11 protein-coding genes are annotated in these 11857 nt (G+C 67.0%); 5 read left to right on the plus strand and 6 right to left on the minus strand.

Annotated elements, in window-relative coordinates:
- Positions 1-92: 92 nt before the first annotated feature.
- From sciP to CXZ10_RS08110, 3 genes are all read right to left on the minus strand, one after another.
- Complete coding sequence (gene sciP, locus CXZ10_RS08100) at positions 93-368, minus strand: CtrA inhibitor SciP (RefSeq protein WP_101288644.1); 276 nt, start codon at positions 366-368, stop codon at positions 93-95.
- 628 nt (positions 369-996) lie between these two features.
- Positions 997-1656, minus strand: coding sequence for a flagellar hook assembly protein FlgD (locus tag CXZ10_RS08105; RefSeq protein ID WP_101288645.1), 660 nt, complete (start codon positions 1654-1656; stop codon positions 997-999).
- A 21-nt stretch (positions 1657-1677) separates the two neighbouring features.
- Positions 1678-4011, minus strand: coding sequence for a flagellar hook-length control protein FliK (locus CXZ10_RS08110; RefSeq protein WP_101288646.1), 2334 nt, complete (start codon positions 4009-4011; stop codon positions 1678-1680).
- A 304-nt stretch (positions 4012-4315) separates the two neighbouring features.
- Between CXZ10_RS08110 and mnmA the strand changes: the two genes are divergently transcribed.
- Positions 4316-5470, plus strand: coding sequence for a tRNA 2-thiouridine(34) synthase MnmA (gene mnmA, locus CXZ10_RS08115; protein WP_101288647.1), 1155 nt, complete (start codon positions 4316-4318; stop codon positions 5468-5470).
- A 9-nt stretch (positions 5471-5479) separates the two neighbouring features.
- Here the strand turns inward: mnmA and mgrA are convergent, their stop codons facing one another.
- Positions 5480-6526 carry an L-glyceraldehyde 3-phosphate reductase gene (mgrA, locus tag CXZ10_RS08120; RefSeq protein ID WP_101288648.1) on the minus strand — a complete coding sequence of 349 codons (1047 nt, stop codon included), beginning with the start codon at positions 6524-6526 and terminating at the stop codon, positions 5480-5482.
- Positions 6527-6591: 65 nt separating this feature from the next.
- A complete protein-coding gene (locus CXZ10_RS08125) occupies positions 6592-8088 on the minus strand; it encodes a DEAD/DEAH box helicase (protein ID WP_101288649.1) in 1497 nt (498 codons plus the stop codon).
- Positions 8089-8437: 349 nt separating this feature from the next.
- On the opposite strand from CXZ10_RS08125, the gene CXZ10_RS08130 reads away from it, so the two are divergent.
- Entirely contained in the window at positions 8438-8764 is a 327-nt protein-coding gene (locus tag CXZ10_RS08130; RefSeq protein ID WP_244617224.1) for a hypothetical protein, read from the plus strand.
- 1 nt (position 8765) lies between these two features.
- Positions 8766-9335, plus strand: a complete 570-nt coding sequence (locus CXZ10_RS08135) for a type II toxin-antitoxin system VapC family toxin (protein ID WP_101288650.1) — start codon at positions 8766-8768, stop codon at positions 9333-9335.
- Positions 9336-9347: 12 nt separating this feature from the next.
- Here CXZ10_RS08135 and CXZ10_RS08140 read toward each other — a convergent pair whose 3' ends face one another.
- Complete coding sequence (locus tag CXZ10_RS08140; RefSeq protein WP_101288677.1) at positions 9348-9806, minus strand: MarR family winged helix-turn-helix transcriptional regulator; 459 nt, start codon at positions 9804-9806, stop codon at positions 9348-9350.
- Between the two features lie 181 nt (positions 9807-9987).
- Between CXZ10_RS08140 and CXZ10_RS08145 the strand changes: the two genes are divergently transcribed.
- Complete coding sequence (locus tag CXZ10_RS08145; RefSeq protein WP_101288651.1) at positions 9988-10410, plus strand: organic hydroperoxide resistance protein; 423 nt, start codon at positions 9988-9990, stop codon at positions 10408-10410.
- A 166-nt stretch (positions 10411-10576) separates the two neighbouring features.
- A complete protein-coding gene (locus CXZ10_RS08150; RefSeq protein WP_101288652.1) occupies positions 10577-11515 on the plus strand; it encodes a sugar kinase in 939 nt (312 codons plus the stop codon).
- Positions 11516-11857 lie beyond the last annotated feature (342 nt).

An 11857-nucleotide genomic window follows, 5' to 3' on the forward strand; every position in this document is an offset into this window, starting at 1 on the left:
TGGCCGAGAGGCGGCAAAAGCCGTTGCAAAAGGCAAGGGCGGCCGATCCGTCCGGACCGGCCGCCCTTCAAAAAGGCTGTCTCAAATCCCGCTCAGGGACGATATTGCTGAATGCGCGTTGCCCTGAGACCGGCAAGACCATGCTTGTCGATCGATTGCTGCCAGGACAGGAACTCCTCGACCGTGAGGGTGTAGCGCTTGCAGGCTTCCTCCAAAGACAGGAGGCCGCCGCGGACTGCGGCGACGACTTCTGCCTTGCGGCGGATCACCCAGCGCTGGGTGCCCTCAGGCGGCAGATCGGCAATCGTCAGTGGACTCCCATCGGGTCCAATGACGTATTTTACGCGCGGACGCATCTGTTCGGTCATTCTACTCTCACACAAATCTGACCTTCAGGAGAGCATCCTAAATCAAGCCGTTTAAAAAACGCCTAATTCACTCGCAAGAATTCAGTAAGATTTTGAACGACTTGCCGAAAGCCTGCGGTTTGCTGTGCTTTAGGAATTGGGCCGCCCAGCCGCGGAAAAGGCACGCTTTTTACTCCGAAAGATTAACATGGGCATGGCCCGAGCTGCGGGAGCCGGCGCGCCGCCCGGCACCGGAATGCTGTCGCAACGATACCGGAGCATCAGGAGAAACACTTAGATAGCCCGGATCGGACGAGTATGCTCTCAGATCCTCGATCGCGATCCAGCACGTCCGCGACGGTGTTCAAGGTCGAGCTGAGGGTGGGGTGGCGCATGCTTCCGGCATGATCCCCCTCACCGAACACAAGCGCAAACTCAGCGAAACGCTCAAGTCCCTGTCCCTCGTGTCGATCGGGACGTCATGCTGACGTCGGCACTGCTCGGCCTCGTCATTGCCGTCATCGGGGGCGGCTCAAAGGAGCGGATTGGTAGCCTGTTATCGGCAAACCCTCGGGGGAAGGCGCAAGTCAAAGCCGCCGTCGACGCAATGGCCGGCGGCGGCTTCAGAACGAACCTGAACAGGTTTCCGTCAGGCGGCGACTTGGGTCAGGGCGGACAGCGGGATCAGGCGGCCGTTGACCTTGATGTAGGGCTGCGACGAGGAGGTGTCGACCGCCTGCACCTTGCCGGTGACCTCGGCGGTGGTAGTGACCTTCTTGCCGTTGTCGTCAACGCCGGAGACGGAGATGGTGAAGGCGCCGGTAGAGTTGGTGTAGTCGCCTTCGGGCGTGCCCTTGCCGTCCCAGGTGAAGGTGTTCTCGCCCGACTTCAAGTCCATGGTGCCCTGGTAGACGACGGCGCCCTTCTCATCGGTGATGGTCACCGTGGCGTTGCTGGACTTTGCCGAGGAGTTCACCGTCCATTCGGCCTTGCCGCCGTCCAGCTTGGTGGTGTCGGAGTAGGCGGTGACCGTCTTGCCGACGTAGTTGACGAGCTGGAGCGCGGCGCTCGAGTTCAGCGTGTCCATCATCGCCTGGAGGTTGGCGTTGGTCTGGATCTGCTGTTCGACGGCCGAATACTGGACCAGCTGCTGGGTGAAGCTGTTGACGTCCATCGGCGACAGCGGGCTCTGCGTCTGGAGCTGCGTGGTGAGCAGCGTCAGGAAGGTGGTGTAGTTCGACGTCAGCGAGCTGGTCGCCGCGGACTGGGTGTTGGTGGCGTTCGAGTTGCCGACACCGGATACGCTCATGATCGTCTCCTAACTCAATACTCAGACGCTGATGTCGATGCGGCCGGCGCCACTTGCCCGGTAGGCGGCAGGGCTCACGGTCGGTTGGGTTTCGTCCTCGGTCCCGCCCCTGACATTGGTCTGGGCCTGCCGGGTCTGCTGCTGTTGTTGCTGCTGCTGTTGTTGCTGCTGCTGTTCCTGGCGGGCGAAGGCGGCGGATCGATCCTGCTGGTTGCCGTCCTGGCGCATCGACAGGGACACCGAGCCATCCTTCACCTCGAAGCCGGCGTCGCGTAGCGTCTGCTCGATGTGCCGCTGGTCGCGCGACAGCGCCTCGAAGGTGTCGCGGCGCTCGACCACGAGGTGGGCCTTGGCGCTGCCATCGGCCGAGAAATCGACCTTCACGTCGACCTTGCCGAGTTCGGCCGGGTCGAGCCGCACCGAGAAGCTGGTCTCGCCGGCCTTGACGTGGCGGACGATGGTGGCGCCGAGATCGTCGAGCTTGACGGCGGCGCCGGTGGCGGTGGTCGCCTGGGGCGCGGCGCTGGTGGCGGTGGTCTGGCTGGCCGGCAGGGCGGCGGTCTGCGTGCCGGTGGTGTCGGCCTGCGAGGCGGTCGCCCCGACATCGCGCAGGCGGTCGGCAAAGGCGCGGGCGGCGTTGGAAACCCCGCTCACCGTCTTCGGCTTGGCAAGACCGTTGTCCGCAGCCTGGTTGGGCGCGGCGCCCTTGTCGGTGGCCGAGGTGGGCTCGGCGCCGGCATCGGTGGCGTCGGTCGTGGCGTCCGTGCCCGTGGCCTTGGTGCCGGCCGGCTTGACGGCCGCGGCGGCCATGGCGCCGGCCGTGGCGGCGGCGTCCTCGACAACGGCATCGGCCGGGGCGGCGGATACGGCAGACAGCTGAGCGTCGGACGAAACCGGCGGCAGCGGGGCCCGCGCCGTCACGGTCGTCGGGGCGGCATCGTCGGCGGGCGCGGCGCCATCATCGGCCGGTGCGTTGGTAACGGTCTGGGTTGCCGCCGGCTTGTCGGTGGTCGGCTTGGGGGTGGTGACGGCGGCGGTTTCGGCAGCGGCGGTCTGTGCCGCGCCCTGGGCGTCGGCCTCGACCAGCGGCAGGACGGGCGTCTGGGCAGCATCGCCGGTCGCCGAGGTCGCGGCCGGCTGCGGCTGGGTCACGACCGGCGCGTCGGCGGTCTTGGACGCGACCGGCTGCGGCGCGCTATCGGCGGCTGCGGTGGACGGCGCGGCGGCTTCGGCGGCAGGCTTCTGCGTGACCGTCATGTCGACAGCCGGCTTGGCAGCGTCGGCGGCGGGCTGCGAGGCTTTCGCCGTGGCGGCTTCGGGCAGGGCGGGCGCTGCCGGCTGCTCGGCAGTCTCCGGCGTGGTCGTGACGACGGGCGCGGCGACAAGGGTCGCGATCGCGTCATCGGCGGCGGAGGTGGCCGGAGCGGACGTGGCAGCGGGCGGCACGGTGGCGGCCGAGGCGAGCAAGTCGGCTTCGCCCGTCACGGCGGGGGTGGTCGCCGTGACGGGAGCGGTCGATGCGGTCTGCGGCGCCGTGGCGGCGGCCATGGCCGCGTCCATCGCGGCTGCCAAGGCCTTGGCGGCTTCGTTCATCGGCTTGACGGTGTCGGTCTCGCTGGCGGGCGGCGGCGTGGTGGTCTGCGTGGCGGCCTTGCTGTCGTCGTCCTCGGTGGTCGGCTTCGGCAGTTCAACCGTCTCGGTCTCGCTCGTCGCTTCCTTGACGGCGTCGGCCAGGGCTTTCAGGAACTCGTCGCCGGCGGGAGACGCGGCCGGAGACGCGGCGGGCGCCTCGGTTGCGGGCTTGGTCGCGGCGTCGGCGATCGACGCGAGCGCGACGGCGGCATCGCCTTCGCCGTTGGCTTGCAGCTCGGCGTAGGCGGACCAGAAGGCTGCGGTGTCGAGCGGCACGGCAAGGAGGCCGGAGGGCGGCGTGTCGGTCGCCTCGGAGGCGGTCTCCGCGGTCTCGGTGTTGCCGATATCCTCGCCGGCATCGGTGGTGTCGCCGGTGTCGGGGGTGTTGGCGGCATCACGACGATCATTGCGGCGCTGCGCGGCGGCCTCGGCGCGATCGGCGCGCCGCGTGGGGGTGGCGTCGGTGCGCTCGGTCTGGCCGCTGGGGGCGTCGTTCGTCCGCTCGGCGCGGTCGGTCCGGCGGCTTGAGGCGTCGCTCGTCCGCTCGGCGCGTTCGGTCCGCTGCGGCGTGCCGGCATCGCGTGCCGGCGGGGCGGCGGGTTCGCGGTCGGTCGCCTCGGCCACCATGTCGCGGAAGCCGTTTCCGACGTCACGGGTGAGCGCGATCGCCGGCGCCGGGGCGGCGGGCTGGGGGAGCGGCAGAACGGGAGCGACAGTGGCCATGGACGGATCCGTTACACGCGGGACAAACTCGGTCTCACCCTGTGTGTGCAAGGGAGGGGCCAAAAGCGGGGAGAAACCGGCTGAGAGCCAAGCCATTTGGAGACAACAGGTTTTTCCCGTTCTGCCGATTTCGGGTGCCGTCGTCGTGGCATGGGTGGCCGGCAAGCCTTGCCGCTACCCGGCAGAATTGACCCAGCCATGCCGGCACGGCTCTGGAGCTTCTCGGCCAAAGCAGCTATTAGGAACGAGTTGTGAGCGGGGCGGACCGGCGGCGCCGGAGCCAGTCCTCCGCCGGAAAGTCGCCATGCTGAATTCGCTCGATCTCGAAGGCCGTCCAGAAGACACCCGCATCGTCGTTGCCATGTCCGGCGGCGTCGATTCCTCCGTCGTGGCCGGTCTTCTGAAACGCGAGGGCTATGACGTCGTCGGCGTGACGCTGCAGCTCTACGATCATGGCGAGGCCATCCATCGCAAGGGCGCCTGCTGTGCCGGCCAGGACATCCACGACGCCCGCGACGTGGCGGCGCGGCTCGGCATCCCCCATTACGTGCTCGACTACGAGAGCCGGTTCCGCGAGGCGGTGATCGACCGCTTCGCCGAAAGCTACATCGCCGGCGAGACGCCGGTGCCCTGCGTCGCCTGCAACCAGACGGTCAAGTTCTCCGACCTCTTGGATACCGCGCGCAATCTCGGCGCCCAGGCGCTGGCCACCGGCCATTACGTGCGCTCGCGCCTGGTGAACGGTCATCGAGCCATGTACCGGCCGGTCGATCTCGACCGTGACCAGAGCTATTTCCTGTTCGCCACCACGCAGGACCAGCTCGACTTCCTGCGCTTCCCGCTGGGCGGCCTCACCAAGCCGGAAACGCGGGCGATCGCCCGCGACTTGGGCCTCGAAGTCGCCGACAAGCACGACAGCCAGGACATCTGCTTCGTGCCGCAGGGCAAGTATGCCGACGTCATCGAGAAGCTGAAGCCGGAAGCGGCGGCGGCCGGCGACATCGTCCACGTCGACGGCCGGGTGCTCGGCCGCCATGCTGGCATTATCCACTTCACCGTCGGGCAGCGGAAGGGCCTCGGCGTCGCCACCGGCGAGCCGCTGTTCGTCATCCGCCTGGACGCGGCGAGCCGTCAGGTGGTGGTGGGGCCGCGCGAGGCGCTGATCACCCACCGCCTCATGCTGCGCGACCTCAACTGGATCGGCGGCACCTCGCTCGACGCCGAGGTCGACAGCGGCCGCATGGTGTTCGCCAAGGTGCGCTCGTCGCGGCCGCCGCAGGCGGCGATGATCGTCCGTCAGGACGGGCGGATCGCCGTGGAGCTTCTGGACGGCGAGCAGGGCATCGCCCCCGGCCAGGCTTGCGTGCTCTACGACGGCCCCGGCGACAAGGCGCGCGTCTTGGGCGGCGGCTTCATCGAGGCCACCGCCTCGCTCGGGACGTCGCTGGCGGCCGAGTAAGCCGTCCCGTCAGCGCGACGGTCCCTGGCGCTCGGCCGAGGCGGCCCAGATGTTGACGTTGAGGTCGGGTGCCTGGGCGTCGATTTCACTGAGCTCGGTCTCGGAAAATTCCAGGTTCTTCAATGCGCCGACGCAGTCGATCACCTGCTCCGGCCGGCTGGCGCCGATCAGAGCCGAGGTGACGCGGCCGCCCCTCAGCACCCAGGCGATCGCCATCTGGGCGAGCGTCTGGCCGCGCGCGGCCGCGATGTCGTTGAGGGCGCGAATGCGGCCGAGGTTTTCCTCGCTGAGGAAGGTCGGCTTCAGCGGCCCCTTGCGGGCGCCGCGGCTGCCCTCGGGCACTTCGCCTTTCAGATATTTGTCGGTCAGCATGCCCTGGGCGAGCGGCGAGAAGGCGATGGAGCCGATGCCGAGATCGCCCAGCGTGTCGAGCAGGCCGTCCTCCTCCACCCAGCGGTTGATCATCGAATAGCTGGGCTGGTGGATGAGGCAGGGCGTGCCGAGCGATTTCAGGATCGCCACCGCCTCGCGGGTGCGCCTGGAGTTGTAGGAGGAGATGCCGACGTAGAGTGCCCGCCCCGAGCGGACGATATGGTCGAGCGCGCCCATGGTCTCCTCGAGCGGCGTCTCCGGATCGAAGCGATGCGAATAGAAGATGTCGACATAGTCGAGGCCGAGCCGCTTGAGACTCTGGTCGAGCGAGGCGATCAGATACTTGCGGCTGCCCCATTCGCCATAGGGGCCGGGCCACATGCCATAGCCGGCCTTGGTGGAGACGATCATCTCGTCGCGGTAGGGGCGGAAATCGCTGGCGAGGATCTTGCCGAAGGCTTCCTCGGCGGTGCCGGGCGGCGGGCCGTAGTTGTTGGCAAGGTCGAAATGGGTGATGCCCAAGTCGAAGGCGGTGCGGCAGATGGCACGGCCGCGTTCGAGCGGCGAGTTCTCACCGAAGTTCTGCCAGAGGCCGAGCGAGATGGCCGGCAGCTTCAGGCCGGACCGCCCGACGCGGCGGTAAAGCATGGTGTCGTAACGGCTTGCCTCGGCTTCATAGGCCATCGTGTCACTCCCTCACTTGCCTCGCAGTTATAGGACCGGAGGCAAGCGAGGAGCAACAAGAAGGCTTAGCGGCCGTCGCGCTGACCACGCCCTTCGGGGCGACGCTTCAGGCCGTCACGGCCACCGGCCAGGAAGCCGACGCGGCCAAGGCTTTCCTCGGAGGCGCCGTTATCGCGGTGGTTGGGACGGTTGGAGGCCTTTGCCTGGCCCGGCTTGCCATGGGCGGCATGCGAGGGCTTGGCAGCGCCCGGCTGGCGGGCCTTGGCGGCCGGCATGGCGTCGCGACGCTGCTGTTCGGCCGAGACCGGAGCCGGGGCAGGGCGACGGTTGTTGCGCTGGTTGCCGGACCGGTTGCCCGGCTGCGGCCGCTTACCGGAGAGGCGCTCGGCGCGTTCGCCACGCTCGGCCGTGTCGGCGCGCTCGGCGACCGAAATGGTGCCACGGCGATCCTCGGCCGGGATTTTCTGGCGCGTGACCTTCTCGATGTCCTTGAGATAGGGACGCTCGTCATCGGCGCAGAAGGAAATGGCGACGCCCGAGGCACCGGCGCGCGCCGTGCGGCCGATGCGGTGGACGTAGCTTTCCGGGATGTTCGGCAGGTCGAAGTTGATCACATGGCTGACGCCGGTGACGTCGATGCCGCGGGCGGCGATGTCGGTGGCGACCAGGATCTGCGTCGTGCCGGCCTTGAAGGCGGCGAGGGCCTTCTCGCGCTGGGCCTGGCTCTTGTTGCCGTGGATGGCGGCGGCGTCGACGCCGTCCTGGCCGAGCTGGCGGACGACGCGGTCGGCGCCATGCTTGGTGCGGGTGAAGATCAGCGCACGCTCCGGCTTCTCGGCGACGATGACGTCGAGCAGCAGGCGGCGCTTGGCGGCGGTCTCCACGTGGATGACGCGCTGGTCGACGCGCTCGACGGTGGTGGCGGCTGGCGCGACCGAGACGGTGACCGGGTTGAACAGCAGCTCGCCGGCCAGCTGGCCGATTTCCTTCGGCATGGTGGCCGAGAAGAACAGGCTCTGCCGCGCCTTGGGCAGGTGCTTGACGATGCGGCGCACCGGCAGAACGAAGCCCATGTCGAGCATCTGGTCGGCCTCGTCGAGCACGAAGATTTCGGTCGATTCAAGGGAGACCATGCCGGCGGCCATGTGGTCCATCAGCCGGCCGGGGGTGGCGACGAGGATGTCGACGCCGCGCTTCAGGCGGTCTTCCTGCGGGCGATGGCCGACGCCGCCGAACACCACGGCGATCGACATGTGGTTCATGTAGCGCGAATAGAGCTTGAAGCTCTCGGCGATCTGGGTGGCGAGCTCGCGGGTCGGCGACAGGATGAGCGCGCGGACGCGGCGCGGGGCCGCCGGCTTGCCGGGGGCGAGGCGCTGCAGGATGGGCAGCGCGAAGGCGGCGGTCTTGCCGGTGCCGGTCTGGGCGATGCCGAGGAGGTCGCGACCCTTCAGAAGGTCGGGGATCGCCTGGGTCTGGATGGGGGTGGGGGTCTCATAGCCCGCGTCGACAAGGGCGCGGTTCAGCGTGTCGGCGAGGCCGAAGTCGGAAAAGGACGTCAAAGGGAAATCTGCTTTCAAAACCATGCGTCATCGCCGGCGGGAGGAGCCGGTGACGTTCGCGGGGAGCAACCGGCCCCGCGTGATCGGGCCAATTATCGGTAGGAGGAACGGCCAAGGATCGAAATCGATCCGCTCACGCGGCCGTAATAAGGGGCGGCTTGCCACCCGTTGGGCCTTCACATGAGGCCTGGAGCCCGGAAAGTCAAGGCAAACGAGGACATGCGAGCTATGCGGAGAGCGTTACGGTCCGGCTTTCGCATTGAGAGCTGGCGGGTTTTTCGTACTTGCGGGTGCTGGCTTTCAAGGATATGTTCAACAAAATGAAAAATTGTCAGACACCGGAGCGGTCATGAAGGCCAGTAGCGAAAAGCAGGCCGGCAGGCAGCAACAGTCCAAGCGGGGCGCAGGCTCTGCCGGTGAGCCGGATATCTCTCTGCGCGTTCACTCTATCCTGAAGGCGGCCGATCAGGCCGGGATGCTGGGCGAAAAGAGCCATCGCATCGGCGGGCGGATCAGCCCGACTCTGGTGGAAACGGCCAAGAAGCAGACGGGGATCGAAACGGATTCCGAGTTGATCGAGTTCGCGTTGGCGACCATCGCGCTCGACGATCATTTCGGTCGTGCCCTTCGCGAGGTCGAAGGCACCGTCTCGCCGGATCTCAAGCTAGGCTTCTGACGTGGCTGACTTCGATTTCGATGCCACGCTACGCTGGGCGCGCTTCGACCCGCAACGAACTCTGGCGCGGCGAGACGACGCGGAGCTTCCCTTTCTTTCCGAAGGGCCGGAGGCCGGATCGGAAGTCCTCCTCGATACCTGCGTCTATATCGATAGCTTGCAGGGCAGGGCGCCGGAAGCACTGCTCGGCCTTCTGGACATTAGAAAAGCCAACCACTCCACGGTGGCGATCCAGGAACTGATGCATACCGTCGGCGTTCTCGATCCCCGTCACCCACAGACGAAAACGGTCATCCGACAAATTGGTGTCGTGCTCCAAGCCATGCGGCCTCATCGAATCTTCACGCCCGATGCGGATGTGTTGGGACGGGCGGCGCTTCTCTCGGGCATGCTATGCCGGCTTCAGGGATATGAGAAGGATGCGCGCTTGCGCGCCCTTCAGGACTGCAGCCTGTTCCTTCAGTCGATCAAGCTCGGCCTGACCGTGGTGACTGGCAACGTCAAGGATTTCGATTACCTGCTCCAGCTCATTCCGTCCGGACGGGTGCTGTTCTACCGGAAGCGGGGCTGACGCGGCGAGCCATCACCCCTCCACCTCTCCCACGGCGCAGCCGGCTTCGACGAGGCGGTCGCGGAGGGTGAGGAGATGCTCGCGCAGTTCGGAGATCTCGGCGAACTCGGCGCCCATGGCGCAGCCGAGCGCGGTGGGAATCTCGGCCGCCTTTTCAGACAGAGCCTTTCCCTCGTTGGTGAGGTTGACGATCACCTGCCGCTCGTCCTGTCGGCCACGCTGGCGCGTCAGATAACCGCCGGTCTCAAGTCGCTTCAGGAGCGGCGTCAACGTGCCGGAGTCGAGCTTCAGACGCTCGCCGATTTCCTTCACCGTTTGGCCGTCAGCCTCCCACAAGACCAGCATCACAAGATACTGCGGATAGGTGAGGCCCAGCGGTTCGAGCAGCGGCCGGTAGGCACGGTTGAGGGCATGCGTGAAGGAATAGGCGGCAAAGCAGAGCTGGTCGGAGAGCTTGGGGGCGCTGGGCATGTCGATCCGGGTGGAACCTTTTGCGGGCGTCGGCGTTTCCCAGCCGACTACGGGGATCAATATACTTTGCTAGGTTCGTTTCCCCAGTGGAAATCGCTGGTGATCACGAAAATGTGAATTGCTCGTAATTAAATTGCGCGCAATTAATATGGGCATCGGAACACCAACAGGCGAGGAAGCCATGAACGTTCTCTACACCGCCCATGCCCATACGACCGGCGGCCGCACCGGTCATTCGGAGACCACCGACGGTCGCCTCAAGATCGACCTGTCGACCCCGAAGGAGCTGGGTGGCGACAACGGGCAGGGCACCAACCCCGAGCAGCTGTTCGCCGCCGGCTATTCGGCCTGCTTCATGGGCGCGCTGAAGTTCGTGGCTTCCAAGGAAAAGGTATCCATTCCCGCCGACGCGTCGATCGACGCCCACATCGGCATCGGTCCGCGCGATGACGGCGCCGGTTTCGGCATCACCGCCAAGCTGGAGATCAAGGTGCCGGGCCTCGAGCGCGCCGTGGTGGAAGACCTTGTCAACAAGGCCGACGTCGTCTGTCCCTACAGCCACGCGACGCGCGGCAACATCGAGAAAACGCTGGTCGTGCTCTGAGGCGGGTTGCCCCTCCCCCGTCCCGCCCTAGCCGACCATCGACGCGCCGGGCTCCCCACCCGGCGCGTCGCCGTTTTCAGGGGTGTTCTGGCTTATACGTCAGGTTGCGAGCTTGATCGCCCGAAGTGGTGAGCATAGGGTCTGCCGTCCAAAAGGGGAGGGAACGATGGCGGCACGCTTTGCCAGCATCGGCGAATGCATGGTCGAAATGGCGCCGCAGGCGGACGGCCTTTATCGGCGCGGCTTTGCCGGCGATACGCTCAATACCGCCTGGTATCTCCGGGCGCTGCTCGACCGCCGTCGATCGATGGTCAAATACGTGACCGGCGTCGGCACCGACGCCCTTTCCGACGAGATGGTCGACTTCATCGCCAGGGCCGGCATCGACACGACGGCTGTCGAACGGATTGCCGGCCGTACCGTCGGCCTCTATCTCATTACGCTCCAGGGCGCCGAGCGCTCGTTCACCTACTGGCGCAACGAGTCCGCCGCCAAGCTCCTGGCCTCGGTGGGCGCACGGCTCGACGCGGCGCTGGCCGACGTCGATGTCGCCTATTTCTCCGGCATCACGTTGGCCATCCTGTCACCGGAGCACCGGCGCACGCTGTTCGCTTCGCTCGCCAAGGTGCGGGCGCGCGGCGGCGAGGTGGTGTTCGACCCCAACCTGCGTCCGCGCCTCTGGCCTGATCGCGCGACCATGGCGGCGGCCGTCATCGAGGGCTATCGCGCCGCCACCATCGCGCTGCCGACCTCGCCTGATGACGCCGAACTCTATGGCGACGCCGATGCCGTGGGCACCGCCGACCGCATCGCCGCGCTGGGCGTGCAGGAGATCATCGTCAAGGCCGGCGCCGACCCGACCCTGGTCAGGGCCGGCGGCCTCGACGCCTGGGTGGCCGCCGAACGCGTCGACAACCCGGTGGATACGACCGGCGCCGGCGACAGCTTCAACGCCGGCTATCTCGCCGCCCGGCTTGCCGGCGGTCGCTCGCCGGCCGAGGCGGTGCGGCACGGCCACGCCGTGGCGGCGCGGGTGATCCAGGCGCGCGGGGCGCTGATCGACATGGATCTCGTCGCCGATCTTGCTGCGGGTGGCGCTGGCTGACCGATAGGCAGATGCCGTCGAATTAGGCGATGTATTTCCCGCGCTGGCCGCTTGGGGCGGGGAATGACCCGTCCTCGGGCTGGCACGCTTCCTGCTTTTTAGGAACCCGAGTGGGCCGAGCACGGCGCACCTTCCAAGGGAACAGGCCCGACAACAGGGCCAAACGCCATTGCCGCCGGCACCGCCGCCCTCCCGGGTGTCCTTGCCGGCGGCGAAACCTCCCCGGCAACGGCGCCGGTGGCAGGGGTTGCGTTTGGCGCCTCGGGAAAAACCTGATTGTCGATCGCTATATTCGGGCAACGATAATCTGGTTATGGACGGAGAATGGCACGGCGGTTCTTC

It is taken from the genome of Pleomorphomonas diazotrophica (assembly GCF_002844595.1).
Taxonomy (GTDB): domain Bacteria; phylum Pseudomonadota; class Alphaproteobacteria; order Rhizobiales; family Pleomorphomonadaceae; genus Pleomorphomonas; species Pleomorphomonas diazotrophica.

What these genes read in the sequence shown, in the direction of transcription:
- CXZ10_RS08150 (WP_101288652.1), top strand. Translation starts at nt 10,577, where the DNA reads ATGGCGGCACGCTTTGCCAGCATCGGCGAATGCATGGTCGAAATGGCG.
- CXZ10_RS08105 (WP_101288645.1), bottom strand. Translation starts at nt 1,656, where the DNA reads ATGAGCGTATCCGGTGTCGGCAACTCGAACGCCACCAACACCCAGTCC.
- CXZ10_RS08110 (WP_101288646.1), bottom strand. Translation starts at nt 4,011, where the DNA reads ATGGCCACTGTCGCTCCCGTTCTGCCGCTCCCCCAGCCCGCCGCCCCG.
- mgrA (WP_101288648.1), bottom strand. Translation starts at nt 6,526, where the DNA reads ATGGCCTATGAAGCCGAGGCAAGCCGTTACGACACCATGCTTTACCGC.
- sciP (WP_101288644.1), bottom strand. Translation starts at nt 368, where the DNA reads ATGACCGAACAGATGCGTCCGCGCGTAAAATACGTCATTGGACCCGAT.
- CXZ10_RS08130 (WP_244617224.1), top strand. Translation starts at nt 8,438, where the DNA reads ATGAAGGCCAGTAGCGAAAAGCAGGCCGGCAGGCAGCAACAGTCCAAG.
- mnmA (WP_101288647.1), top strand. Translation starts at nt 4,316, where the DNA reads ATGCTGAATTCGCTCGATCTCGAAGGCCGTCCAGAAGACACCCGCATC.
- CXZ10_RS08145 (WP_101288651.1), top strand. Translation starts at nt 9,988, where the DNA reads ATGAACGTTCTCTACACCGCCCATGCCCATACGACCGGCGGCCGCACC.
- CXZ10_RS08140 (WP_101288677.1), bottom strand. Translation starts at nt 9,806, where the DNA reads ATGCCCAGCGCCCCCAAGCTCTCCGACCAGCTCTGCTTTGCCGCCTAT.